Here is a 25,793-nt window from a genome sequence, read left to right as displayed (position 1 = left end):
CGACCGGTCAGGCCTCGAAGACCTCGGCGACCAGCTGGGCCTGCTCGGCCTGGTGGCGCTTGGCCGAGCCGACTGCCGGGGACGAGCTGTGCGGGCGCGAGATGCGGCGCAGGCGCTCACCGTGCGGGATGTCGGCGCCGACGGCCAGGTCCAGGTGGTCGATCAGGTTCAGGGCGATGAACGGCCATGCACCCTGGTTGGCCGGCTCCTCCTGGGCCCAGAGGTACTTCTCGGCGTTCGGGTACTTGGCGATCTCGGCCTGGAGCTCGGCACCCGGCAGCGGGTACAGGCGCTCCAGACGGATGATCGCGGTGTCCGTGACGCCGCGCTTGGTGCGCTCGGCCTCCAGGTCGTAGAAGACCTTTCCGGCGCAGAAGACGACCTTGCGGACGTCGGCCGGGTTCACCGAGTCGTCGCCGATCACCGGGCGGAAGCCGCCGGTGGTGAACTCCTCCACCTTCGACGCGGCCGCCTTGAGGCGGAGCATCGACTTCGGGGTGAAGACGATCAGCGGCTTGTGGTGCGGGTTGTGCACCTGCCACCGCAGGAGGTGGAAGTAGTTCGACGGCAGGGTCGGCATGGCGACCGTCATGTTGTTCTGCGCGCACAGTGTGAGGAAGCGCTCCGGGCGGGCGGACGAGTGGTCCGGGCCCTGGCCCTCGTAGCCGTGCGGCAGCAGCAGCGTGACGCCGGAGGTCTGGCCCCACTTCTGCTCGGCCGAGGAGATGAACTCGTCGACGACGGTCTGCGCGCCGTTGACGAAGTCGCCGAACTGGGCCTCCCAGACGACCAGCGACTCCGGACGGGCCAGCGAGTAGCCGTACTCGAAGCCCATCGCCGCGTACTCGCTGAGCAGCGAGTCGTAGACGTTGTAACGGGCCTGTTCGTCGGAGAGGTAGAGCAGCGGGGTGTAGTCCTCGCCGGTCACCTGGTCGACGAGGACCGCGTGGCGCTGGCCGAAGGTGCCGCGGCGGCTGTCCTGGCCGGCGAGGCGGACCGGGGTGCCCTCCATCAGCAGCGAGCCGATGGCCAGGGTCTCGCCCATGCCCCAGTCGATCGTGCCGTTCTCCACCGAGGCCGCGCGGCGCTGCATCTGCGGCATCAGGCGCGGGTGGACGGTGATCCGGTCGGGGACGTTGACCTGGGACTCCGCGATGACCTTGACGACCTCCGGGGAGATCGCGGTGGTCACGGCGACCGGGAACTCGGGCTGGACCTCGGGGGTGTGCGCCGGGGCCGGCAGCGAGGTGGCCTCGCGGACCTCCGCGAAGACCTTCTCCAGCTGGCCCTGGAAGTCCTGGAGCGCCTGCTCCGCCTCTTCCAGGGTGATGTCGCCGCGACCGATGAGGGACTCGGTGTACAGCTTGCGCACCGAGCGCTTCTTGTCGATCAGGGTGTACATCTGCGGGTTGGTGAACTCCGGGTTGTCGCCCTCGTTGTGACCGCGGCGGCGGTAGCAGATGAGGTCGATCACGACGTCCTTGTTGAACGCCTGGCGGAACTCGAAGGCGAGCCGCGCGACACGGACGACGGCCTCGGGGTCGTCGCCGTTGACGTGGATGATCGGCGCCTCGATCATGCGCGCCACGTCGGTGGCGTACATCGAGGAGCGCGAGGACTCCGGGGCGGCGGTGAAGCCGACCTGGTTGTTGATCACCACGTGCACGGTGCCGCCGGTGCGGTAGCCGCGCAGCTGCGACATGTTGAGCGTCTCGGCGACGACGCCCTGGCCCGCGAAGGCCGCGTCGCCGTGGAGCGCGACGGGCAGGACCGTGAAGTCCGTGCCGCCCTTGTTGATGATGTCCTGCTTGGCGCGGGCGATGCCCTCCAGGACCGGGTCGACCGCCTCCAGGTGCGAGGGGTTGGCGGCCAGCGAGACCTTGATCTGCTCGCCGTCCAGACCGGTGAAGGTGCCCTCGGCGCCCAGGTGGTACTTGACGTCACCGGAGCCGTGCATCGACCGGGGGTCGAGGTTGCCCTCGAACTCGCGGAAGATCTGCGCGTACGACTTGCCGACGATGTTGGCCAGCACGTTCAGCCGGCCGCGGTGGGCCATGCCGATGACGACCTCGTCGAGGCGGGCCTCGGCGGCGGAGTCGATGACCGCGTCGAGCAGCGGGATGACGGACTCGCCGCCCTCCAGCGAGAACCGCTTCTGGCCGACGTACTTGGTCTGCAGGAACGTCTCGAACGCCTCGGCGGCGTTCAGCCGGCGCAGGATGCGCAGCTGCTCCTCGCGCTCGGGCTGCTGGGCGCGCGGGCGCTCCACCCGGTCCTGGAGCCACTTGCGCTGCTTCGGGTCCTGGATGTGCATGAACTCGATGCCGGTGGTGCGGCAGTACGACTCGCGCAGCACACCGAGGATGTCACGGAGCTTCATCATCGACTTGCCGGCGAAACCGCCGACCGCGAAGTCCCGCTCCAGGTCCCACAGGGTGAGGCCGTGCTCGGTGATGTCCAGGTCGGGGTGCTTGCGCTGGCGGTACTCCAGCGGGTCGGTGTCGGCCATGACGTGGCCGCGGACCCGGTAGGAGTGGATCAGCTCGAAGACCCGCGCGGCCTTGGTCACGTCGTTGTCGTGCGAGGCGTCGATGTCCGTGAGCCAGCGGACCGGCTCGTACGGGATGCGCAGCGACTTGAAGATCTCGTCGTAGAACTCGTTCTCGCCGAGCAGGAGTTGGGCGACGATCCGCAGGAACTCGCCGGAGGCGGCGCCCTGGATGACCCGGTGGTCGTACGTCGAGGTCAGCGTCATGACCTTGGAGATGCCCAGCTTGTTCAGGGTGTCCTGCGAGGTGCCCTGGAACTCGGCCGGGTAGTCCATCGCGCCGACGCCCATGATGAGGCCCTGTCCGGGCATCAGGCGGGGCACCGAGTGGACGGTGCCGATGCCGCCGGGGTTGGTCAGCGAGGCGGTGACCCCGGTGAAGTCGTCCATGCCGAGCTTGCCGTTGCGGGCGCGGCGGACGATGTCCTCGTAGGCCTGCCAGAACTCGAAGAAGTTGAGCGTCTCGGCCTTCTTGATGGCCGCGACGACCAGCTGGCGGTCGCCGTTCGGCTTCACCAGGTCGATGGCGAGGCCGAGGTTGACGTGCTCCGGCTTGACCAGGGTCGGCTTGCCGTCCTTCAGCGCGAAGGAGTGGTTCATCGCCGGCATGGCCTTGAGGGCCTGCACCATCGCGTACCCGATGAGGTGCGTGAAGGAGATCTTCCCGCCCCGGGCGCGCTTGAGGTGGTTGTTGATGACGATGCGGTTGTCGAAGAGCAGCTTCACCGGGACGGCGCGGACGGACGTGGCCGTCGGCAGCTCCAGCGAGGCGTTCATGTTCTTCGCGACGGCGGCCGAAGGGCCACGCAGCGTCACGTACTCGGGGCCCTCCGGGGCCTCGGTCGCCGGCGCTGCCGCGGCCTTGGCCGGCGCAGGCGCGGCAGCCTTCGTGGCCGGAGCCGGGGCGGCCGGGGCTGCCTTCGCCGGAGCGGCCTGTGCGGGGGCCGGAGCCGGGGCGGGTGCGGCCGGGGCCTGCGCCGGGGCGGCCTGTGCGGGGGCGGCCGGGGTCGGGGTCACCGCAGCTCCTGTTGCCGGGGCGCCGGGAACGGGCTTGTCCGCCGTGCCGGAGGTACCCGGCTTGTAGTCGGCGAAGAAGTCCCACCAGGCGCGATCGACCGAATTGGGATCCTGGAGGTACTGCTGGTAGATCTCGTCGACGAGCCACTCATTGGGTCCGAAAGCCGCGGCCGGGTTCGTACCCGGGCCGGCTTGTTCGGTCGAGATGCTCGAGTTACTGGGGGACTGAGACGACACGGCGGCAACCGCCCTCTTCCGCTTCACAAGGTGATGGACAGCGGAAATCAAGGCTACGCCTCCCCAGCCGTTCCACGCAGGCCGGGCCGCTCTTCGTCGCGCAAGTCACACTGGAAGGCGGGTTTCGGTGCAGGAATTGGCGGGAAACATGCACGGTTCCGCTTCACTTTGGGTATGCGGGACCGTGGCTACGGCCCCCTGGGTCGTACCCCCCTGAACGGAACACGTAGAACGCGACCTTCCGATTCGAACCCTATGTCAACCTCGCGGCTGCGGTACCCCCGGAAGAGTGACCTGAATGCGGCATCCGCGAACGGATTCGGCCACACCGATGCGTCCGCCGTGCAGATCCACCGCCCAGCGGGCGATCGCCAGGCCGAGGCCCGTACCGCCGTCGCTGCCCGGACCGTGCGGGGAAGGCACCTCGCCGCGGTTGAAACGCTCGAAGACCCGGTGCCGCTCGGACTCCGGAATGCCCGGCCCCTCGTCCAGCACCTCCAGTGTCAGGGACTCCGGTCCGGGCCCGCGCCGCGCCAGTACGGTGACCCGGCCGTGCGGCGGGCTGTGCTTGACGGCGTTGTCGATCAGATTGGCCACCACCTGGTGCAGGCGTTCCGCGTCCGCGTACGCGGTCAGTTCCGGCGGCGACACGTCGAGATGCAGATGGACGTCCTTGCGCGTGTGGTTCCCGGAGCCGGACGGCAGCCGGCGGTGCGAGACGGCGAGGTTCGCCTCCTTCAGCACGCCCGACAGATACGGCCACACCTCGAACCGGCGGGCCTTGAGCGTGACCACTCCGTTGTCCAGGCGGGACAGGTCGAGCAGCGTCTCGACCAGCCTGCCGAGCCGCTCGGTCTGCTTCAGCGCGGTGCGCATCGTCTCGGGATCGGCCGAGGACACCCCGTCCACGACGTTCTCCAGCACGGCTCTCAGCGCCGCGATGGGTGTTCGCAGCTCGTGCGAGACGTTGGCGACCAGCTCCTTGCGATGCCGGTCCACGGCCTCCAGATCGTCCGCCATGCGGTTGATCGTCTGGGCCAGGTCGCCGAGCTCGTCCCGGCGGTCGGCGCCGCTCACCCGCCTGGTGTAGTCACCGTGCGAGATCGAGCGGGCCACCTTGGTCATCTCGTCCAGCGGCGCGGTCAGACCGTGCGCCACGAACTGGGTGATCAGCAGGGTCGCTATCACCGAGAACACCGTGATGAACCGCAGCTCGGTCCTGGTGCGCACGGCCACCATCAGCAGCCCGGTCGTGATGAACACCGAGACCACGACGAGCGTGCTCATCTTGGCCTTGACCGAGAAGGGACGCAGTCCGGAGCCGGGCCGGGTCATGGAGCCGGGGTCTCCAGGGCGTAACCCACGCCGTGCACGGTACGGATCCGCTCCGCGCCGATCTTCCGGCGCAGCGCCTTGATGTGGCTGTCGACGGTACGGGTGCCGGAGGCGTCCGCCCAGTCCCAGACCTCGGCCAGCAGCTGCTCCCGGGAGAGCACCGCACGCGGCGTATTGGCCAGACAGACCAGCAGGTCGAACTCGGTCGGGGTGAGGTGGACGTCGTCGGCGCGCACCCTGACCCGGCGCTGCGCGTGATCGATCTCCAGCTCGCCCAGGCGCAGGATCCCGCTGCGCGGCGTCACCGCGGCCAGCGCCGCGCGCTCGACCCGGCGCAGCAGGACATGGACCCGGGCCGCCAGCTCGCGCATCGAGAACGGCTTGGTCATGTAGTCGTCGGCGCCGACGCCGAGGCCGACCAGCATGTCCGTCTCGTCGTCCCGGGCGGTCAGCATCAGTACCGGCACCGGCCGCTGGGCCTGCACGCGGCGGCAGACCTCCAGGCCGTCGAAGCCGGGAAGCATGATGTCGAGCACCATCAGATCCGGCTGCCACGCCTCGGCCGCGTCCACCGCCGCCGGACCGTCGAGTGCGGTCTGCACCAGAAAGCCCTCGGCCCGCAGCCGGGCGGAAATGGCATCGACGATCGTGGCGTCGTCCTCGACCACCAGCACCCGGCGCTGCGCGCCAGGAGTGGCCGCGGCGCCGGTCTGGGTGGTGTTTGTCTGTTCCATCGCCCCGCCCCTGCCCCGTTCTCACGGGGGCCATTCCCCCGGACGCACGGTCTTCGCTTGTGGATTTCGTGGGTGATCCCGTTACCGGTCAGCAGCGTAGAGGCAGCGGACCGCTCTCGGCTACGCAGGGTGTAACGCCTCGGGCGGGAGGAAGTGGCGGAGTGTCGGGCTTGTGGCACTTGGCCCCCGGGCTTCCGGGGGCCGGTGATACCCGGCGGGGGAATCTCAGTCCGTCCGAAGTGCGAGATGCACCACGTCGGGCACACCTCGGGCAACAGTGATCTCTTCGGTTCTTACCCCATCGAATCCGGCATTCCGCAGGGCCTGTTCGAAGTCTGCGGACGGCTGTGCAGACCACACTGCGAGAACGCCGCCCGGCGTCAACCGCTCCCGGCAGTCCGCCAGACCGGCGGGGGAGTAGAGGCTCGTGTTGCCCTCGGTGACGGTCCAGTCCGGCCCGTTGTCGATGTCCAGACACAGGGCGTCGTAACGGTCCGTAGTTGTGCTCAGGTACTCGACCAGATCCGTCGTCAGGATCCCGGTCCGAGGATCGGCGAGCGCCGCACCGGAGATCGCGGCCAGCGGCCCCTCCAGATGCCAGTCCACGATCGCCTGCTCCCGCTCGGCCACGACGATCCGCCCCCACCGCGGCTCGGCGGCGGCCCGTGCGAGCGAGAAACCGACGCCGAGCCCCCCGATGAGCACCGACGGGGCGGGGCGGCCGGCGGGCAGGGCGGCCAGCGCCGCGTCGATCAGCAGCCGCTCGGAGCGCCCGTCCGAGGTGTCCATCAGGAAGCACCCATTGGCGATGATCTCGAAGTCGTCACCCCGCTCCCGCAGGACGACCTCGCCGTACGGGCCTTCGCGGCGGTCGAGCGTGACGGGGGCGGGGGCATCGGAATGGTGGATGTCGGGCATGGTGCGGGTCTCCGGCGGATGGCGGACACGGTCCCCGCCATCCTGTCCCGTCGGCGTGGGCGGGGCCAGCCGATTGCGCGATCCGTCCGCAGTCGGGCCAGGGCGGGTTTGTCCCGCCTGGCCGGGGGCGCCTGGTGCTTCCCCAAGCTCTCGGCTTCACTCGGGCAGGGGAGACCCCGTCGCTCGCCGCGTTGTCGGTCGTCGGCGCAGCTCACTGCGCTCTCCTCCCTCCGCCTTGCGATCGCACGCACCGGACGCCCCCGCCCTCCGGGCGGACGACCGCCACTTTCGAAACACGCCCTACCCGCGCTCCGGGCGCGCGCCGCGCACCGTGAGGAGCGCCGCCCCCGCCGCGTACGCCGTCACGGCCACCGCCCACGCGGCCCCCTGTGGGCCCGGCTGCATCGGCCAGGCCCACACCGCCGCCGCGCCGCCCGGGACGCGGGGCGCCGCCAGATAGACGGCGCCGCCGTAGACCGTCATCGGCAACCAGCTCAGCCGGGCACCGAGCAGCGCGACGGAGGCAGCGGCCACCCCCGTCGCACCGAGCACGTTGCGCACCATGGCCGGTACGCCGAACGCCTCCGGGTGCCCCGGGACCGCCGCCGCGAGCGCCCCGGCCACCGACGCGGTCAGCGCCAGCAGATGCAGCAGCCGGCGAGGCCACCAGCGGCCCACGGCGGTCCGGTCCAGCTCGTCGCTGTGCGAGTGCAGGCTGGTGCCGATCGCGGCGGAGGCGAGCAGCGGGGCCAGTACGACGACCGGGACGCGGGCGGTGTGGTCGAAGTACGGCCGGCTCTGGAGCCAGTGGGCGGCCCAGGCGGCGACGAGCGTGATGCAGAGCAGCGTGGCGGCGGTGAGGGGGAGGGCGCGGGAGCGGATGTAGAGGAGAGGGGGAGCCGCGTGGGCCGGCTGAGCGCTCACAGGGCCGGTACCTCCGCGGGCGTGCAGCTCTTCCGGGTGGCCAGGTAGCGGCCGAGCCAGGCCCTGCGGTCGGCGTCCGGCATGACCTTGAGACGGGTGACGAGGTGGCGGGCTTCCGGGTCCCATGTGGAGTCCGTGCCGGCCAGCCAGGTGCGTACCGCGTCGTCCGTGAGAGCCACCCGCTTCACCCCCTTGCCGTCGCTCCTCCCCGAGCCGTCCGGACAGTCGCGGTTCACCAGGCCCAGGGCGGTTTCCCCGGCGTACGCCCGAGGATCGGTCAGCTTGTTCCGCGTGACGCCCCAGCCGCGCATGACATGGGCCAGGGCGGCTTCGCCGTCCTTCGGGTCGAATGCGGAGTCCACGTATGTGACCGGTGCGCCCGGGACCCCCTCCAGGCGCGAGAACATTCCGGCCAGGGCATCCGACATGCTGGGCAGCACCGGGGCATCGGGCGCCTTCACGCAGAGCCGCGGTGTGCCGGGTGCCGGTGCCGAGCAGACCCGGCGTGTCGCGGCCGGGTCGTCCCGGAACAGGTCGGCGCCCGTCGGCGCGATCACCGCCCCGGCCGCGACCGCCAGCGCGAACGGCACGAAGGCCGGCAGACGCCGCCGGGCCGCGTACGCGAGCAGCACGGTAGCGGCGATGCCGCCCGTCCAGGCCAGCAGGACCGGTGCGAACCACCACACCGGGACCTGCCCTTGCAGCGCGTACTGCTCGGCGGGGCTCAGGAACCGGGCATCCGATTCCACATAGCTCGGGGCCCCCAGGAGCACGTAGAGAAAGGCCGCCAGCACCGGGGCGGTCAACCGCCACCGCACCAGCCGCCCGACCACGAAGCCGACGAAGCCGATGGACAGCAGGAGACCGAGATCCGTGACGGCGACCGAGAGGGACGGACCGCCCGCCCCGGTGTACGGAGCCGTCGCCGCGAACACCATGGCCAGCGCGAGCAGATATCCGGCCGCCGCCCACAGCGCGATCGGCGTCGCGGCCGTCGTCACCTGCGCCAGGCGGCTCCGCGGGACCGAGAGCAGCAGTTCGGCGGTGCGCCGGCGGTGCTCCCGGCCGCCCTGCCAGCAGGCGGCCGCGGCGACGAGCGGGCCGCCGAACAGCGCCGCCACCGTGTGCAGCAGGGTCTGCGTCTCACCCCAGCTCCCCTGCCACTGGGCCGCCTTGCTCCACATCGGAACGAGGAGGGTGAGGGCGACGGCGAGGCCCGTCCAGGGGGCGATCCCGCGCCGGAGCTCGGTCCGCAGGGCGGTGCGGGCCGGGGACTTCCCGGACGAGGCATTCCCGGACGAGGCATTTCTGGAAGAGGTCTTCCCGGGCGAGGTTTCCCCGGACGTGGCGAAGGTCGTCATCGGTTCGCCACCGCCGCCCGGTGCGCCCGCAGCGCGGAGGTGTAACCGCGCTCGATCGGGTTGCCGTCCGGAAGGTCCGTTCCGCCGCCCGCCGTGCCGTCCGCGCCGCCGAGGTCCGTCAGCTCCCGCGTCGTGCCGCGGTACGCGATCCGGCCCGCATCGAGCAGCGTGACATCGGCGCAGGCCGCGGCGACGTCCTCGACCAGGTGGGTCGAGACGATCACGGTGGTGGTGCGGCCCAGCTCCCGTATCAGCGCCCGGAACTCGACCCGTTGCTCCGGGTCCAGGCCGGCGGTCGGCTCGTCGAGCAGCAGCAGGTCCGGATCGTTGACGATCGCCTGGGCGATGCCGACGCGCCGCACCATGCCTCCCGACAGGGTCTTCACCCGGGCGTCGATCCGGTCCGCCAGACCCACCCGGTCCACCGCGCGTTCCACGGCCGCCGGGACCGCCGCCGCGTCCATCTCCTTGAGCCAGGCCACGTAGCAGACGAACTCGCGGACCGTGAAGCCCGGGTAGTAGCCGAACTCCTGCGGCAGATAGCCGAGCCTGCGCCGGACCGCCGCCCGGCCGCGGTGGTCCGCCCCGGCGCCGACCTCCCTGCCCAGCAGTTCCACCCGGCCGCCTGAGGGCGCCGCGACGGTGGCGAGCACCCGGATCAGTGAGGTCTTGCCCGCGCCGTTCGGTCCGAGCAGCCCGTGCACGCCGGGCGCGAAGTCCAGGTCGATGGCGTCCAGCGCGGTCGTCCTGCGATGCCGGACGGTCAGCGCCCCGACCTCGACCGTGTTCACGGCTCCGGTGCCACTCATGCGTTCACGCTCACAACTTCTCCAGGTGGTCGAAGGATCTACGGCGTACGGCGAGCAGCGCGGCGCACACCAGTGCGCCCGCCGCCCAGCCGGCCTGTGCGGAAGGCCCGGCGAAGTACCGCGCGGCCTCGGCCGCCGCCCCGGCGGTCACCGGGCGCGACGTGGCGAAGGCGGGCAGGACGACCGCGGCCGCCCAGGTCACGGCGATGGACGTGGCCCCGGTGCGGCAGCCGACGTACGAACCGAGGGCTAGCGCCGCCAGCGTCATCGCGAGTCCGGGCAGCAGCCAGGCCGCCGCGCCGGGCCACCCGGCGGACGGGGGCAGCGCCGCCCCGGCGAGGGTGAGCGCCGGGATGCTCACGGCGAGCACCGCGGCGGTCCTGGTCAGCAGCAGCTGCAGCCCGCCGGACGGGGTGGCGGCGGTGATCTCGTGCATCGGGTCCGCGTGCCGGCCGTAGGAGAGGGCGACCCCGGCCAGCGGCAGCACCGGCGCGACGACGAGGAGCAGCGGGCGGACGGCGTCGCCGGCCCCGGCCCCGTACGCCAGCGCGAGGGCCCCGACGGCCACCAGCACCAGCGCCAGCAGCCACGGAGCGCGCAGCGCGGGCCCGGCCGCCCACAGCAACCGCCCGGTGCGGGTCGCGGCCCCGGGGGAGCGGGTCGCGGTCCCCGGGAAGCGGCGCCGGGCGCTGCGGGCGGGTCTCCTCGCGGGCGCCCCCTGCGCCGCCACCGCGCTCAGCACCTGCGCGCGTACCGCGTCCAGCGCCGCCTTCGCCTCCGGCCGCGCCCGTACCGCAGCCGAGAGCCGCGCCGCGCATCCCCCGCACACCTCCACGTGCTTCTCCACGGACCACGCGTCCGTCTCCGGCACCGAACCGGCGGCGTACCGCCCGGCCAGCTCCTCGCTCAGATGCCACCGGGGCATGCCGTCGCCTTCCGCCGTGGTCATGCCGTTCCTCCCAGCGGTCCGGGCTCCGGGGCCGACAGCTCAAGTGCGGCGCGCAGTTCGCGTCTGGCCCGCATCGCCCGGGTCTTGACCGTGCCTTCGGGGATGCCGAGGAGCCGGGCCGTCTCGCGGGTCGTCAGTCCGTCGACGACCGTGGCGCGCAGGACCTCCCGCAGCTCGGGCGAGATCCGGTCGAGCGCGGCGCCCGCATCCCCGTACTCCAGCCCGGCGAGTACCCGTTCCTCGGCGGACGGGGCGGTGGCGGCCCACTCGTTGCTCCCGGTCCGCTCGGCCCGGGCGGCGAGATCGGTGCGGGCATGGGCCCGCTGCGCGTCCACCAGCCGGCGCGAGGCGATCACCCACAGCCAGCCGCCGACCCGGGCACCCCGGTGCGAACCGGCGGAGCGCCAGACCGTGACAAAGGTGTCCTGAAGCACCTCCCGTACGGTCTCGGCATCCGCGCACCGTCTGCCCAGCCGGGCCAGCAGCCAGCCGGAATGACGGTCGTAGAGCGCCGCCAGGGCCTCCGTGTCCCCCTGCGCGACGGCACGCAGCAGGGCCTGGTCGTCGTCCGGGTCCTCCCCCGAGGGGCGCAACAGCTTCACACCCCTCTATCGGGCCACGGACCCGAGCCGGTTCACGGGCGGCGTGTGCGGCTCACGCCACAGACGGTCCGAGGGAGGATCACAGAAGGCAGAACGTTGCTTCGGGGGCTTGTCGGGGAAAGGGGCCTCGCGCGGTGCATCAGCGTACGGACAGGGTGGTCCACGAAGAACCCCTGGCGGCTTCGCTGCTCGACGCCGTCCCGTGCCAGAACCGCGCGGGTGACCCCGCGACCCCACCGCCTCCGGTCCGCAGGGCCCGCCGATGGCTGCGGCTGCTGCCGACGCCCACCGCAACCCCCTTCACCTTCGGGTACCTGCTGGTGCTGGTCGCCACCTCCCTGTTCATGGAATACGCCGATCCCGGCACCGTCGCCGCCGTGCTGCGCGAGTCGAGCACGGACGTCGCACACCTCGGCGAGACCCCGCTGCTCGGCCTGGTCGCCGGCGCCCTGTGGGTCGTCGGCGGGCTCACCTCCCCGTACGTCCTCGCCTTCGCCCTCGTACTGACCGCGCTGGAACGCCGCATCGGGGGGTGGTGGACCGCCGCGGTGTTCGTGCTCGGTCATGTCGTGGCCACGCTCGCGACGGAGATCCCGGTCGCGCTCTTCGTGGTCGTCGGACAAGCGACCTGACGATCGCTCACAGCGAACACTCCCTGGGGAACAATGACCGGCTCAGAAGCATTGAGTCTGCATAGCTCAACTTGACTGCCGAAAGGGAGATCATGGCTACCGATTCCAATGCGGTCACTCCGCTCGCCCTGCCCGTGCTGCCGCTCGACGACGAGGTCGTGCTGCCCGGGATGGTGGTGCCTCTGGACCTGTCCGACACCGATGTACGTGCCGCCGTGGAGGCCGCACAGGCCGCCGCCCGGGACGGCGGCGGCAAGCCCGAGGTGCTTCTGGTGCCGCGGATCGACGGGACGTACACCGGGACCGGTGTCATCGGCACCGTCGAGCAGGTCGGACGGCTTTCGGACGGGGATCCGGGCGCGCTGATCCGCGGCCGGGGCCGGGTGCGGATCGGGGCCGGGACGAGCGGGCCGGGCGGAGCGCTCTGGGTGGAGGGGACCCGGGTCGACATGGTCGTCCCCGATCCCCTCCCCGGAGCCGCCGCCGAGCTGGTCAAGGAGTACAAGGCGCTCGCCACCAGCTGGCTGAAGAAGCGCGGCGCCTGGCAGGTCGTGGACCGGGTCCAGCAGATCGAGGACATCTCCGCGCTCGCCGACAATTCCGGTTACTCGCCCTTCCTCACCACCGCCCAGAAGGTGCGGCTCCTGGAGACCACGGACCCGGTCGCCCGGCTGAAGCTCGCCATCCAGTGGCTCGGTGAACACCTCGCCGAGCAGGACGTCGCCGAGTCCATCGCCAAGGACGTCCAGGAGGGCGTCGACAAGCAGCAGCGCGAATTCCTGCTGCGGCGCCAGCTCGAAGCCGTGCGCAAGGAGCTCTCCGAGCTGAACGGCGATCCGGAGGACGAGTCCGACGACTACCGGGCCCGCGTCGAGGCCGCCGACCTTCCCGAGCACGTCCGCGAGGCCGCGCTCAAGGAGGTCGACAAGCTGGAGCGCTCCTCTGACCAGAGCCCCGAGGGCTCCTGGATCAGGACCTGGCTCGACACCGTCCTCGAACTGCCGTGGACCGAGCGGACCGAGGACGCCTACGACATCCGGGGCGCGCAGGAGATCCTCGACGCCGAGCACGCGGGGCTCCAGGACGTGAAGGAGCGCATCACCGAGTACCTCGCCGTCCGCAAGCGGCGCTCGGACCGCGGCCTGGGTGTCGTCGGCGGGCGGCGCGGCGGTGCCGTGCTGGCGCTGGTGGGGCCTCCGGGTGTGGGCAAGACCTCGCTCGGTGAGTCCGTCGCGCACGCCATGGGCCGCAAGTTCGTCCGCGTCGCGCTCGGCGGCGTGCGGGACGAGGCGGAGATCCGGGGCCACCGGCGTACGTACGTCGGCGCCCTGCCGGGACGTATCGTGCGGGCCATCAAGGAGGCCGGTTCGATGAACCCGGTCGTCCTGCTCGACGAGATCGACAAGGTCGGCTCCGACTTCCGGGGAGACCCGGCCGCCGCCCTCCTCGAAGTCCTCGACCCGGCGCAGAACCACACCTTCCGCGACCACTACCTGGAGGTCGAACTCGACCTCAGCGACGTCGTCTTCCTGGCCACGGCCAATGTGCTCGAAGCCGTCCCGGAGGCCCTGCTCGACCGCATGGAGCTGGTCAGGCTCGACGGCTACACCGAGGACGAGAAGGTCGTCATCGCCCGGGACCACCTGCTCCCGCGCCAGCTGGAGCGGGCCGGTCTGGAGAAGGACGAGCTGACACTCGACGAGTCCGCGCTGCGCAAGCTGGCCGGCGAGTACACCCGTGAAGCGGGCGTACGGAATCTGGAGCGGGCCGTCGCCCGACTGCTCCGCAAGGTCGCGGCCCAGCACGAACTGGGCGACCGGGAGCTTCCGTTCACGGTCACCGAGGCGGATCTGCGCGGCCTGATCGGCCGTCCGCACCACGTCCCCGAGTCCGCCCAGGACCCGGCCGAGCGCCGTACGTCGGTGCCCGGTGTGGCCACCGGACTCGCGGTGACCGGCGCGGGCGGCGACGTGCTGTTCGTCGAGGCGTCGCTGGCCGACCCGGAGACCGGGGCGTCCGGACTGACCCTCACCGGCCAGCTCGGCGACGTCATGAAGGAGTCCGCGCAGATCGCGCTGAGCTTCCTGCGGTCGCACGGCGCTGAGCTGGAGCTGCCGGTCGCGGATCTGAAGGACCGCGGCGTGCACATCCACTTCCCGGCGGGCGCGGTCCCGAAGGACGGCCCGAGCGCCGGTATCACCATGACGACGGCGCTGGCCTCGCTGCTCTCCGGACGGCTGGTCCGTACGGACGTGGCGATGACCGGTGAGGTCTCGCTGACCGGACGGGTGCTGCCGATCGGTGGCCTGAAGCAGAAGCTGCTGGCCGCGCACCGCGCCGGAACCACCACCGTGGTGATCCCGAAGCGGAACGAGGCCGACCTGGACGACGTCCCCGCCGAGGTTCTGGACACGCTGGAGGTCCACCCGGTGACCGATGTCCGCCAGGTCCTGGAGATCGCCCTGGCCCCGGCCGCCGCGGCAAGGCCCGGGGAGAGGATCCCGGCCGCGGCCTGAGCCGTGTCCGTGAAGTCCCGCCTGCCCGGCAACGGGTGGGCGGGACTTTCCGTGCCCAAGGGCCCTCCCGTGACCGGCTCAGGGACGGTAGATGGTCCCCGGGACCGGCTCGGCGGGCGCCATCAGCTGCGGGACGGTGACGAAGGTGTAGCCCTGCTTCTTCAGTTCGTCGATGATGCCCGGCACCGCGGGCACCGTGCCCTTGTAGATGTCGTGCAGCAGGATGACGCCGTCCTTGCTCGCCTGGTCCAGGATGCGCTTCTTGATCAGTGCCGAGTCGGTCGTGGAGTAGTCCTTCGCGGTGGCGCTCCACAGGACCTGGGAGAGCCCCAGGTCGCGGCTGATGTCCGAGACGGTGTCGTCGGTGCGGCCCTGCGGCGGGCGCATGAGGCGCGGCTTCTTGCCCGTCACCTCCGCTATGGCCTCCTGCGTCTTCTCCAGCTCGGCGCGTATCTCGGCCGGCTCGCGGTCCGTCAGGACCTGGTGCGTCCAGGTGTGGTTGGCCACCTCGTGCCCCTCGGCGGCGATCCTGCGCACGGTGTCGGGGTGCTTCTTGACGTGGTTCTTGCCCAGCAGGAAGAAGGTCGCGTGCACCTTCTTCTCCTTGAGGACGTCCAGCAGGTGCGGGGTGTCCTCGCCCGGTCCCGCGTCGAAGGTCAGCGCTATGCACTTGGCCTTGCGGCAGTCCACCGGACCGAAGGAGCCCTTGGCGTCGGATCCCGCGTCACCGCGCGCCGAGGCGGGCGCGGTGGTCTGCATGGAGCAGCCGCTCAGCGTCAGGGTGAGCGCCGTCACAAGGGCGGCGGCCAACCCCGTGCCGATCGACTTCATCTTCGTGGGCAAGGCGGATCACTCCTCCGTAGCTGAACAGGGCATGCGGCGTGCGACGAAGAAGGACTATACACATCGTGTATACCCCGAGTGCATAGAGGGTCCGCCGCTGGCCCGGAGGGTGAAGATCCCTGGTCGTGGCGTGAAACGGGCAGAGCCCCGGTGGATCACCGGGGCTCTGCTGCGGGAAGCGACGGGTCACGAGAGTGCGGCGGGCGGGCTCAGCCGTTGGCGAGGGCCTGCACGCGGTCGAGCGCGCCGTTGAAGCGGTCGTGGTCGCCGACCGTGGGGCCGGACGAGGTGTACTGCCACATCGTGTAGAAGCCCCAGCCGGCCGGGAGCTCACCGACCGTGGAGGCGTAACGCGCCACCCACAGCGGGTTGGTGGCGCCGAAGCTCGCGTTGTTCCCGGTGCAGGTCTTCCACCAGCTGGTCGCGGTGTAGATGACCGCGTCGCGTCCGGTGCGCGACTTGTACGTGTTCACGAAGTCGCGGATCCACGAGACCATGCCGGCCTGGCTCAGGCCGTAGCATTGGTCGCCGTACGGGTTCCACTCGATGTCGAGCACGCCGGGCAGGGTCTTGCCGTCGCGCGACCAGCCGCCCCCGTTGTTCACGAAGTAGTTGGCCTGGGTGGCGCCGCTCGTGGTGTTCGGGGTGGCGAAGTGGTACGAGCCCCGGATCATGCCGATGTTGTACGAGCCGTTGTACTGCTGCGTGAAGTAGTTGTTCTTGAAGTACGTGCCCTCGGTGGCCTTGACGTAGGCCCACTTCACACCGCTGTTCCAGAGTGTCGACCAGGCGACGTTGCCCTGGTGGCCGGAGACGTCGACGCCTTCGGTCTGGACGGCGCGGGTGTCCCGCGGCAGTCCGTCCTGGCCGTCATGGGCGATGACACCCATGCCCATCGTGGCCGTGCCGCGGGCGGGCTTCTTGGCGGCCGCGTCATGGGTGTCGGCGGCGACGGCCGCGCCGGGCAGGGTGAGCAGGAGGGAGAGCGCCGCGAGCAGGGTTCCGGCCGCCGCGAAGCGCGAGCGGCGGGACGTCTTGGAAGTGGATCTGAGCACAGGCATGGGGAGTGCCTCCGAGGACGTGGTGGGGGGCGTGCTGATCCCAGGGATGCGGATGCACCCCTGTGGACATGTAATGGTGTGGACATGCCAGGCATGACGCTACGCACGTAGACCCGTGGTGCGGAAGGGGGCCTGGTCGCTGCCGTTGGTCTACGCCTGCGAAATACTGGCGGAGCTGCGGCAATGGCCGGCGGCGAAAGAAATTTTCAGCGACAGGAAAGCTCACGAGGGGTGTTGACGTGCACGGGAGCGAAAGCGGTAGTGAACCCGGCGCGGCCGGGGAGAGTGGTGTGGACCACGCATTCCTCGCCCTGGAACGGGAGTTGGCCGTCTTTCTGCGCCGCGCGAGGGCGAATTCGGGAGAGATGGCGCGCGAGGTCCACCCGGAGCTGGAGGCCGCCGCGTACGGACTTCTCGTCCGGCTGGAGTCGGCCGGGCGGCAGCGGGCCACCGATCTCGCGGCCTACTTCGGGGTGGGCAAGGCGACCATGAGCCGTCAACTGCGTGCCCTGGAAGACCTCGGACTGGTGGCTCGTGAACCCGATCCGGCCGACGGCCGGGCCTTTCTCGTCCACCTCACCGCCGAGGGGCTGGACCGCTACCGCAGTGTGCGCGACGCCCGCCGCGAGCGCTATGTCCGAAAGCTCGACGACTGGGACCGGGCCGAGGTGGCCGAACTGGCCCGGCTGCTCCACCACTTGAACGCGCGGTCCGAGGACTGACACGCGCCGGGCGGGCCCGCCGGTGTGTGCGGTCACAGCGCCGCGCGTGCCGGGCGGGCCCGCCCGTGTGTGCGGTCACAGCACCGCGTAGACCGCCGTCGCGTCGTCGTGGGTCTTGCTGCGGCGCAGCCGCCTGCGTTCGGTGTCCGCGTCCTCCAGGGCCCTGACCCGGTCGATCAGCCCCTGCGTCCCCTCCTTGTGGAGTACGCCGAGGCAGTCCGCCCAGTCGCCCTCGTGGAACATCTCGGTCCAGCGGGCCGCCCCGTCGGTCAGTGCGGCGATCGCCCGCACCTGGCCGAGCGGGGTGCGCCCGGTGACCGCGCGGGCCGCCACGGACGGATCGGCGGCGGCGGTGAAGAAGCCGCCCTCCTTGTTCCGCACCCGGGCGTCGGTGATCGCCTCACTGCTCAGCGAGCCGGGCGGCAGCCGGTCGAGCCGGTCGTCGAGCAGGGGGCGCACGCTTCCGTCGTGCGCCTCGAACAGCAGTACGGAGTCGGAGAGCACTAGATGCTCGACCTCGCGCTCGTCCCAGCGGGCCATGACGACCGTCGCCTGAGGAGTGCGTACGTGAGAAAGGTCACACAGGGAACGGTGCGTGTCGGCGGTGCGCCGGATGGAGACTGCCAGGATCTCCTGAAGGGTCAGATCCGGCCGCGATCCGGACAGTTCGGCCAGTGCGCCGCCCAGTCGGGCGGTGAACCAGGGGACCGAGTGCACACAACCGTCGTCGCCCCGTGGTGGGGTCACCCCGTCGAGCAGGACCAGTGCCCCACCCTGCTCGGATGCGGGTAGCGCGGTGGCGGCCCAGTCCTCGTTCGGGCGTTCCGGGCTGCCGGCGGCGGTGGCCAGTTCGATGCGCATACGGCCAGTCTGCACGACGCCTTCACGAGCCCTGCACCCGAAGCGGATTGGCCTGCACCGGCAGGTCAGGCAAGGGGTCGGAGCGGAAGGAACGACTCCGTGGGCGTGCGGGCGGGCATCCTGCCAAAGCCTGCGCGGAAGTTCCAGCCGACGGACCAGGTGTGACCGAAGGGCCCCTGGGGCAAACTTGTTCGCCAACTCTGGAGTGATGTTCACTCGTTCAGGTGGCGGAGTGGTTGATGCGCGCCCCCCTCACAAAAGCACTGGAATGGTCAGAAGCCATACCAGGGGTCGGGGCGCTCATTACATGTGACCGTGCGTCACCTCTGCTTCAAGGGCGGACGAGTCAAGATTGCGAGCACCGGTGCAGAAGAAGCGGCCTCGGAGCAAGGGCGGCAAGCAGCACGGTTCCGGGGTGACGCCACCGGCACCTGCCGAGAGCGGGAGCGCCCGGCGCACCGTGCGCGTGAGGAGCCGGCTGGTCGCCGGTGTCGCGGTCGTCGGTATCACCGTCATCGCCGCGGGCACGCCCGCGATCCTCGCCGCCTCCTCGGAACTGAACGAATCGCAGCGGCTGGTCACCCTCGCCGAGCTGAACCAGCAGGCCATCGCCCTCGCCCACGCCCTCGCGGACGAGCGCGACGAGGTCACCGCCCGGATCGCCGCCGGGAGTGACGGGAAGCCCGGCGCGACGGACGGCAAGGACGACTCCGGCAGCCGGAGCGCCCGCGTCGACCAGAAGGTCGACGAGATCAGGGCCGCTGCCCCGGCCGCACTGCGCCGCGACCTCTCCACCATTCCCTCCCTGCGCCGCGACGCGCTCAGCGGCAAGGGCACGGCACTGGAGGCCCACCAGGCCTACTCCGAGGTCATCGCCAAGCTCCACGATCTCGCCGACGACCTCGCCGAGAAGACCCCGCCGCGCGCCGCCGAGGCCACTCGCGCCCCGCTCGCCCTCGGGCAGGCCACCGAGCAGGCCTCCGCCACCCGCGGGCTGCTGATCGCCGCGCTTTCGGTGCCCCGCGAGGTGACGGCCCCCCAGCTCGACCCGGTGACCGGACTGCCGCTGCAGACCACGGACGGTGGCAGCGACAAGGACGACCGCACCCGCGACGAGCTGAGCGCCGCGGCCCAGCAGGCCCGGGTCCGTGAACTCGCCTCGCTCGCCGACTTCGACCAGGCCGCCGGCGCCACCGCCCGCGAGAAGCTGTCCTCCACCGTGACCGGGGCCGAGGTCAACAGCGCGGAGAAGTACCTCAACACCCTCACCGACCGCCCCGAGCTGTCGGACTCCGACCAGAGCACCGACCCCGAGAAGGCCGAGGCGGCGCTCTCCGCCCGGATCGACCGGATGCGGAGCGTCGAATCCGCCCTCGGCACCGAACAGATCCAGCGCCTGGAGCAGTTGCGCGACGACGACGTCACCGCGCTCGAACTGCGCATCGCGCTGCTCGGCGGCTGCCTGCTGGTCGCCGTCGGCGTCTCCACCGCCGTGGCCCGCACCCTCACCCAGCCGCTCGCCGTCCTGCGGATCGGCGCCGCCCGCCTCGCCGCGGAACCCGACACCGCCGAACCGGTCCGCTACACCGGCCGCAACGACGAGTTCGCCCAGGTCGTACGGTCCCTCAACAGCCTGCACGGCAGGCTCCAGGGACTCCTGACCGAGTTCAACGGCCGCTACGAGAGCCTGCAGGCCGAGCACGGCGAGCTGACCGCCGGGCGCGAGGCCCTCACCGCTCAGCGCGCCGAGCTCCAGGTCCTGACCACCGACCTCACCGCCCAGCTGGAGCGGCTGAAGAACACGGTCCACCACACCTTCGTCAACCTCTCGCTGCGCACCCTCGGCCTCGTCGAGCGCCAGCTCGGGGTCATCGAGAGCCTGGAGGATCGGGAGCAGGACCCCGAGCGCCTCGCCACCCTCTTCAAGCTCGACCACATGGCCACCGTCATGCGCAGGCATAGCGAGAACATGCTGGTCCTCGCGGGCGCCGAGCACGGCCACGGGCACGCGGGACCGATCCCGCTGGTCGACGTGTTGCGCGCGGCCGTGTCGGAGATCGAGCGGTACGAGCGGGTCACCATCCAGTCCCTGCCGCCGCACGCCCAGATCGCCGGCTTCGCCGCCGACGACCTCAGCCACCTCGTGGCCGAGCTCCTGGAGAACGCCACCTCCTTCTCGCCTCCGGACTCCCAGGTCCAGCTCTCCGGCTGGCTGCTGGAGAGCGGCGAGGTGATGCTCTCCGTCGAGGACACGGGCATCGGGATGTCGGCCGAACGGATCGGCGAGCTCAACACCCGGCTCGCCGACCCCACCCTGTTCGATCCGGGCGAGCGGGACGACAACGGGGCGTCCGGAGCCGGGCTCGGCCTCCAGGTCACCGCCCTGCTGGCCGCGCGCCACGGCGTACGGGTCCAGCTGCGCGACCACAAGGGCAGCGGGGTCACGGCGGTCGTCGTCCTGCCCCAGGCCCTGCTGCCGAAGGCGCCCCCGGCCGCCACTGCGCCGCCGGCGCAGATCCCCGGAGACGCCCCCGCGCTGAACCTGCCGGGGTCGGTCGCCGAGGCCAACTCCAACGCACTGCAGGCCCGTACGCCCGCGCTGTCCGAAGACCCGCTGATCGCCGCCGCCGAGCGGACGATCCGCGAGGCGGGCGCCGAGCCGGCACCCGCAGCCCCCGCACCGGCCGAGGCCCACACGGAGCCCCCGGCCCAGGTGGAGACACCGGCGAAGGCTCCGGTCGAGGCGGAGTCCGAGGTCACGATGCAGGTCCGGCTCCCGGTGGCTCCGCGGTCCGCGGACGCTGCCGAGAACGAGGCGCCCGATCCGTTCGCCATCGGCCCCGACCGCCACGAACGCGCCGCGGACCGGACCCCGGAGCCGCAACCCCCGGCCCCCACGCCCGTGGCCGACGCGCTGCCCGGCCCCCGGCAGCCGGACCAGCAGCCGCAGCAGACCGAACGCACCACGGACAAGGGGCTGCCCAAGCGCACCCCAAAGGTCGTCAAGCCCGCCACGGCCCCCACCACCGAGCGCAAGGGCAGCCTGGACAAGGAGGCGCTGCGCCGCAGGCTCGGCGGCTTCCACCAGGGCGCGAAGGACGGCCGGCGGGACGTGGAAGCAGAGATCGCCGAGATCACGGCCAACCGGTCCCGCCCGGGAGCCACCGCCCCCGATGGACACCCGGCACGGACCGACCGGACGGATGAGACGGGGGACACAGTCGAGGAGGCACGCAGTTGACTGCGCCCAGCACGTTCGGGCTGAGTACCGAGGCCCGTAACCTTCACTGGTTGCTGAGCAATCTGGTGGAGGAGGTGCCAGGGGTCCACTCGGTCACCGTCGTCTCGTCGGACGGGCTGATGCTGCTCTCCTCCGACCCCGGTCATCTGGTCGCCCGGAGCACCGGCGGGCAGGACGGGCCCAGGGGCTCCAGCGCCGACCTGGCCACCATCGTTTCCGGCATCGGCAGCCTCACCATCGGCGCTGCCAAGCTGATGGACGGCGGCGGCGTCAAACAGACGATGGTCGCGATGGACGAAGGCAGCGTCTTCGTCATGTCGATCAGCGACGGCTCGCTGCTCGGTGTGCACGCCACCCCGGACTGCGACATGAGCGTCATCGCCTACCACATGGCGCTCTTCGTCGGCCGGGCCGGACACGTACTCACCCCCGAACTCCGCAGTGAGCTGCGCAAATCGATGGAGAGCACCCAGTGAAGCCCGCTGATGAACCCGCCCGCAGGCTCCCCGTCCGCGGGTCCGACCGAAGGCCAGCACGGGTCCGTCCGTACTCGCTCACCGGCGGACGCACCCGCTTCGGCCACGTCCTGCTCGTCGAGACGTTCGTCGCCGCGCTCGAAGCGCCCGAGGAGCGGCGCGAGCTGACCAATGGCAATCCGGCCGGCCGCATCATGCCGGAGCTCCAGGCCATCGTCGAAATCTGCCGCCGGATGCGTACGGTCGCGGAGATCTCGGCCCTGTTGAAGATGCCGCTCGGCGTGGTCCGGGTGCTGCTCAGCGACTTGGCCGACCAGGGAAAGATCCGCGTGTACGGGACCGGTCACGGCACCGGCCAGCCCGACCGCGCACTGCTCGAAAGGGTGCTCAATGGACTCCGCCGTCTCTGAGTCGCCGCTCTTCGCCCCGCGTCAGCCGGGCGCCGTGGACCAGGCCGAGGAATCGGTCCAGGCGTGGCAGTTGGACCACACCAGGGCCCCCATCGCCACGAAGATCGTGGTCGCGGGAGGCTTCGGCGTGGGCAAGACGACCTTCGTCGGGTCGGTCTCCGAGATCACCCCGCTGAGGACCGAAGCGGTGATGACCCAGGCCAGTGAGGAGACCGACGATCTCTCCGCGACGCCCGACAAGGTCACCACGACCGTCGCGATGGACTTCGGCCGGATCACGCTCGACGACGACCTCGTGCTGTACGTCTTCGGCACACCGGGCCAGCAGCGCTTCTGGTTCATGTGGGACGACCTGGTGCGCGGTGCTATCGGCGCGGTCGTGATGGCCGACACCCGCCGGCTCGCCGACTGCTTCCCCGCCCTCGACTACTTCGAGAGCTGCGGGCTGCCGTACATCGTCGCCGTCAACCACTTCGAGGGAACCCCCGGGTTCGATGCCGATGATGTCCGGGAGGCCCTGACCGTCCCGTCGCACGTGCCTGTCATGATCATGGACGCGCGTAACAGGATCGCCGTCATCGAGTCGCTGCTGGCCCTGGTCGGCCACGCCCTCGACGCCGGCCCCGCCTAAGGGCTGTCCCGTAATCCCCGGCGGGCGCGCGGCGTCCGGTGCGTGCGATCGATGGCGCCGGAATGGTCTTGTGCCGAGCCACTGGGCCATTTCGGCAACGCCGCGAGCGTGCGTGCCGGCGCCCCCGACCAGGCGGGACTTTCGAAACACGCCCTAGGGCCCCTCGTCCGGATCAGGCCGGGCTCGCGGGGTCCGGTGCGCACGCTTGCCGCGTTGTCGTCGGTCGCCGGGGCCCCTTCCCCGAGCTCTCGGCCCCGCTTGAGCAGGGGAGACCCCATCCGGCTCCCTCCTCCGCCTTGCGGTCGCACGCACCGGGCCCCGCTCCTTGATCCGGCCTGATCCAAACGAAAGACACCAGATCACACACAACGGAGAACCGCGATGCGGAAGATACTCATAGTCGGAGCCGGCCAGTCCGGGCTCCAGCTGGCCCTCGGACTGCAGTCCCGGGGTTACGAAGTCACCCTGATGTCCAACCGCACGGCCGACGAGATCCGCTCCGGCCGGGTCATGTCGACGCAGTGCATGTTCCACACGGCGCTCCAGCACGAGCGCGACTACCAGCTCAACTTCTGGGAGTCCCAGGCCCCGCGCATCGAGGGCCTCGGCATCTCCGTCGCGGCACCGGACTCCTCGCGGGCCGTCGACTGGGTCGGCAAGCTGGACGGCTTCGCCCAGTCCGTCGACCAGCGCGTGAAGATGGCCGGCTGGATGGAGACCTTCGCCCAGCGCGGCGGACAGCTCGTCATCCACGGCGCGGCCGTCTCCGACCTGGACTACTTCTCCCGCACCTACGACCTGGTGATGGTCTCCGCGGGCAAGGGCGAGCTGGTCTCCATGTTCGGCCGGGACGCCTCCCGTTCGCCGTTCGACGCCCCGCAGCGCGCCCTGGCCGTCGCGTACGTCCACGGCATGGGCCCGCGCCCGGAGCACCCCGAGTTCGACGCGGTCCGCTGCAACCTGGTCCCCGGCGTCGGCGAGCTCTTCGTGATGCCGACGCTGACCACGTCCGGCCGCGCCGACATCCTGTTCTGGGAAGGCGTCCCGGGCGGCCCGCTCGACGTGTTCCGGGGCATCAAGGACCCCTCCGAGCACCTGGCGAAGACGCTGGAGCTGATGGAGCGGTTCACGCCGTGGGAGTACGCCCGCGCCACCAAGGTCGAACTGACCGACGCCAACGGCACTCTGGCGGGCCGTTACGCGCCGACCGTCCGCAAGCCGATCGGCCGGCTGCCCAGCGGTGGTCTGGTGCTCGGCGTCGCGGACGTCGTCGTCGCCAACGACCCGATCACCGGCCAGGGCTCCAACTCGGCCTCCAAGTGTGCCAACTCCTACCTGGACTCGATCGTCGAGCACGGCGACCGGGAGTTCGACGCGGAGTGGATGCAGGCCACGTTCGACCGTTACTGGGACACCGCACAGCACGTCGTGAAGTGGACCAACGCGATGCTCGGCGTACCGCCGGAGCACGTCCTGAACCTGATCGGCGCCGCCGGCCGGTTCCAGCCGGTCGCCGACCGCTTCGCCAACGGCTTCGACAACCCGGCGGACTTCGACAACTTCTTCTTCGACCCGGAGAAGACCAACGCGTACCTCGCCGAGGTGTCCGGGGCGGCGCAGACCGCCTGAACGACGACAGCGGGGCCGGGACCGTCGGACATCCGACCGGACTCGGCCCCGCTGCCGTCCCCGTGCCCGCCGTCTACTGCCCGGAGCCCGAGGGGGCCGACGACGAGCTGTACCCCGCGTCCGAGCCGGAGGAGGCCCCCTGCGGGAGCTGTGGCGCCTTGTACGCGGACAGCGGCGCACTCCGCGGGTCGGGCCGTACGGCGCCGAGCAGCGGATTCGACGCCACCGGCGAGACCTTCACCCGCGAGCCCGGCCGGGGCGCCTGCACCACCTGGCCGTTGCCGATGTACAGCGCCACATGCGTGGCCTTCGGGAAGTAGATCACCAGGTCACCCGGGCGCAGCGCGTTCAGCGGCACCTTCCGCAGCTGTCGCCACTGCTCCTGCGACGTACGCGGAATGACCAGGCCCGCCTTCGCCCAGGACTGCGAGGTGAGCCCCGAGCAGTCGAAGGAGTCCGGCCCCTCCGCGCCCCACACGTACGGCTTGCCGACCTGGGCGATCGCGTACTTCACCGCCTCCCCGCCCGCCTCGGACGGCGACCTCGTCGAGGACAGCGCCCCCGAGGCGGCGAGTGCGCCCTGCGCCTTCTCCGTGTTCCGCTGTTCGAGGCGGGACAGCTCGGCGAGCCGTTGAGCGGAGAGCGTGGCCAGCTTCGTCTCGACGGCCTTCAGCCGCGACCGGACCGTGTCCCGCTGCTTCTTCTGCTTCGCGGCCAGCACCTGCTGCCGGTCGAGCACCTTGCGGGACTCGGCGGCCAGTTCGTCGGCGTGCTTCTCGGCGCCGGAGAGCCGCTTCACGGTCGCCGCCCGAGCGGATGCCGTACGCCGGATCACATGCTCCTGGTCCAGAAGGTGTTCGGGATCCCGGGACAGCAGCATCCGCATGTACGCGGAGAAGTCGGACCGGCCCTGGTACTGCTCCCGGGCCAGCCGCCCGGCCTCGTCGCGGCTGTCGGTCAGTGCGGTCCGGGCGGCGACGAGCTCGACGTCGAGCTTCTTCGCCTGCGCCGCGCGCTTCTTCAGCTCCGCGGTGGTCCCGTTGTACGACTCGGTGGCCTCCTCGGCCTGCTGGTACAGCTGCCGCAGCTCGGACAGGAGCTGGGTGACACTCCTGTTCGCACCCTTGGGCGAGGCGGGCGCCTTCGCCGCACCGCCTGCCGCGGGGTCCGGGGCCACGGGCGCGGCGGCCGCCGGCGAGGTCACGGCGAGCGTGGCCAGGGCGGCGGCGCAGACCGGACGCAAGAATCCGCCTGACACGACATCACCTCCGACGACGGGGCGATCATGGGACTACCCCACAAGCGAGCGTAACGGGACAATACGGTCACTCTGTGTC

21 protein-coding genes are annotated in these 25,793 nt (G+C 71.2%); 8 read left to right on the top strand and 13 right to left on the bottom strand.

The genetic code is table 11. The features are described from left to right. Positions 1-7: 7 nt before the first annotated feature. The 9 genes from ACWCQ6_RS13220 to ACWCQ6_RS13180 all read right to left on the bottom strand — a co-directional run bounded on the left by ACWCQ6_RS13220 (position 8) and on the right by ACWCQ6_RS13180 (position 11,434). Entirely contained in the window at positions 8-3,802 is a 3,795-nt protein-coding gene (locus ACWCQ6_RS13220) for a multifunctional oxoglutarate decarboxylase/oxoglutarate dehydrogenase thiamine pyrophosphate-binding subunit/dihydrolipoyllysine-residue succinyltransferase subunit (protein WP_451088508.1), read from the bottom strand. Positions 3,803-4,060: 258 nt separating this feature from the next. Further along, positions 4,061-5,137, bottom strand: a complete 1,077-nt coding sequence (locus ACWCQ6_RS13215; RefSeq protein WP_451088506.1) for a HAMP domain-containing sensor histidine kinase — start codon at positions 5,135-5,137, stop codon at positions 4,061-4,063. Then, positions 5,134-5,871 carry a response regulator transcription factor gene (locus ACWCQ6_RS13210; protein ID WP_451088504.1) on the bottom strand — a complete coding sequence of 246 codons (738 nt, stop codon included), beginning with the start codon at positions 5,869-5,871 and terminating at the stop codon, positions 5,134-5,136. Before ACWCQ6_RS13210 ends, ACWCQ6_RS13215 begins: the two co-directional genes overlap by 4 nt. A gap of 225 nt (positions 5,872-6,096) precedes the next feature. Continuing rightward, complete coding sequence (locus tag ACWCQ6_RS13205) at positions 6,097-6,789, bottom strand: spermidine synthase (protein WP_451088502.1); 693 nt, start codon at positions 6,787-6,789, stop codon at positions 6,097-6,099. A 300-nt stretch (positions 6,790-7,089) separates the two neighbouring features. Further along, positions 7,090-7,713 (bottom strand): hypothetical protein, encoded by a 624-nt coding sequence (locus ACWCQ6_RS13200; RefSeq protein ID WP_451088500.1) that lies wholly within the window; start codon positions 7,711-7,713, stop codon positions 7,090-7,092. Continuing rightward, entirely contained in the window at positions 7,710-9,074 is a 1,365-nt protein-coding gene (locus ACWCQ6_RS13195; protein ID WP_451088498.1) for a hypothetical protein, read from the bottom strand. Before ACWCQ6_RS13195 ends, ACWCQ6_RS13200 begins: the two co-directional genes overlap by 4 nt. Continuing rightward, on the bottom strand, positions 9,071-9,883 hold the full coding sequence (locus tag ACWCQ6_RS13190; protein WP_451088496.1) for an ABC transporter ATP-binding protein: 813 nt from the start codon (positions 9,881-9,883) through the stop codon (positions 9,071-9,073). Before ACWCQ6_RS13190 ends, ACWCQ6_RS13195 begins: the two co-directional genes overlap by 4 nt. 10 nt (positions 9,884-9,893) lie before the next feature. Beyond that, the gene (locus tag ACWCQ6_RS13185; protein ID WP_451088494.1) at positions 9,894-10,832 is read right to left on the bottom strand and encodes a zf-HC2 domain-containing protein; all 939 of its coding nucleotides are present in this window, start codon (positions 10,830-10,832) and stop codon (positions 9,894-9,896) included. After that, entirely contained in the window at positions 10,829-11,434 is a 606-nt protein-coding gene (locus ACWCQ6_RS13180) for an RNA polymerase sigma factor (RefSeq protein WP_451088492.1), read from the bottom strand. Before ACWCQ6_RS13180 ends, ACWCQ6_RS13185 begins: the two co-directional genes overlap by 4 nt. Positions 11,435-11,568: 134 nt before the next feature. On the opposite strand from ACWCQ6_RS13180, the gene ACWCQ6_RS13175 reads away from it, so the two are divergent. Further along, entirely contained in the window at positions 11,569-12,066 is a 498-nt protein-coding gene (locus ACWCQ6_RS13175) for a rhomboid-like protein (protein ID WP_451088490.1), read from the top strand. 92 nt (positions 12,067-12,158) lie between these two features. Continuing rightward, positions 12,159-14,582, top strand: a complete 2,424-nt coding sequence (gene lon, locus ACWCQ6_RS13170) for an endopeptidase La (RefSeq protein WP_451088488.1) — start codon at positions 12,159-12,161, stop codon at positions 14,580-14,582. Between the two features lie 78 nt (positions 14,583-14,660). On the opposite strand, the gene ACWCQ6_RS13165 is transcribed toward lon, so the two are convergent. Together ACWCQ6_RS13165 and ACWCQ6_RS13160 are read right to left on the bottom strand one after the other, a co-directional pair. After that, positions 14,661-15,413 carry a polysaccharide deacetylase family protein gene (locus ACWCQ6_RS13165; protein WP_451088615.1) on the bottom strand — a complete coding sequence of 251 codons (753 nt, stop codon included), beginning with the start codon at positions 15,411-15,413 and terminating at the stop codon, positions 14,661-14,663. Positions 15,414-15,634: 221 nt separating this feature from the next. Beyond that, on the bottom strand, positions 15,635-16,486 hold the full coding sequence (locus ACWCQ6_RS13160) for a lysozyme (protein WP_451088486.1): 852 nt from the start codon (positions 16,484-16,486) through the stop codon (positions 15,635-15,637). Positions 16,487-16,725: 239 nt separating this feature from the next. Between ACWCQ6_RS13160 and ACWCQ6_RS13155 the strand changes: the two genes are divergently transcribed. Continuing rightward, complete coding sequence (locus ACWCQ6_RS13155) at positions 16,726-17,208, top strand: MarR family winged helix-turn-helix transcriptional regulator (protein WP_451088484.1); 483 nt, start codon at positions 16,726-16,728, stop codon at positions 17,206-17,208. A 75-nt stretch (positions 17,209-17,283) separates the two neighbouring features. Here ACWCQ6_RS13155 and ACWCQ6_RS13150 read toward each other — a convergent pair whose 3' ends face one another. Continuing rightward, the gene (locus ACWCQ6_RS13150; RefSeq protein WP_451088482.1) at positions 17,284-18,069 is read right to left on the bottom strand and encodes a protein phosphatase 2C domain-containing protein; all 786 of its coding nucleotides are present in this window, start codon (positions 18,067-18,069) and stop codon (positions 17,284-17,286) included. A gap of 364 nt (positions 18,070-18,433) precedes the next feature. Here ACWCQ6_RS13150 and ACWCQ6_RS13145 point away from each other — a divergent pair, with 364 nt between their 5' ends. From ACWCQ6_RS13145 to ACWCQ6_RS13125, 5 genes are all read left to right on the top strand, one after another. Continuing rightward, positions 18,434-21,310, top strand: coding sequence for a sensor histidine kinase (locus ACWCQ6_RS13145; RefSeq protein WP_451088480.1), 2,877 nt, complete (start codon positions 18,434-18,436; stop codon positions 21,308-21,310). Beyond that, positions 21,307-21,786, top strand: coding sequence for a roadblock/LC7 domain-containing protein (locus ACWCQ6_RS13140; RefSeq protein WP_451088478.1), 480 nt, complete (start codon positions 21,307-21,309; stop codon positions 21,784-21,786). Before ACWCQ6_RS13145 ends, ACWCQ6_RS13140 begins: the two co-directional genes overlap by 4 nt. Beyond that, complete coding sequence (locus ACWCQ6_RS13135) at positions 21,783-22,196, top strand: DUF742 domain-containing protein (RefSeq protein WP_451088476.1); 414 nt, start codon at positions 21,783-21,785, stop codon at positions 22,194-22,196. The genes ACWCQ6_RS13140 and ACWCQ6_RS13135 overlap by 4 nt, the downstream gene beginning before the upstream one ends. Further along, positions 22,177-22,827 (top strand): GTP-binding protein, encoded by a 651-nt coding sequence (locus tag ACWCQ6_RS13130; protein ID WP_451088474.1) that lies wholly within the window; start codon positions 22,177-22,179, stop codon positions 22,825-22,827. The genes ACWCQ6_RS13135 and ACWCQ6_RS13130 overlap by 20 nt, the downstream gene beginning before the upstream one ends. Positions 22,828-23,208: 381 nt before the next feature. Then, complete coding sequence (locus ACWCQ6_RS13125) at positions 23,209-24,456, top strand: styrene monooxygenase/indole monooxygenase family protein (RefSeq protein WP_451088472.1); 1,248 nt, start codon at positions 23,209-23,211, stop codon at positions 24,454-24,456. A 73-nt stretch (positions 24,457-24,529) separates the two neighbouring features. Here the strand turns inward: ACWCQ6_RS13125 and ACWCQ6_RS13120 are convergent, their stop codons facing one another. Beyond that, positions 24,530-25,714, bottom strand: a complete 1,185-nt coding sequence (locus ACWCQ6_RS13120) for an NlpC/P60 family protein (RefSeq protein WP_451088470.1) — start codon at positions 25,712-25,714, stop codon at positions 24,530-24,532. Between the last annotated feature and the right edge of the window lie 79 nt (positions 25,715-25,793).

The organism is Streptomyces sp. NPDC001880 (assembly GCF_053594575.1).
Note: the sequence above shows the minus strand (reverse complement) of the source record. Positions and strands in the feature narration are given on the sequence as shown.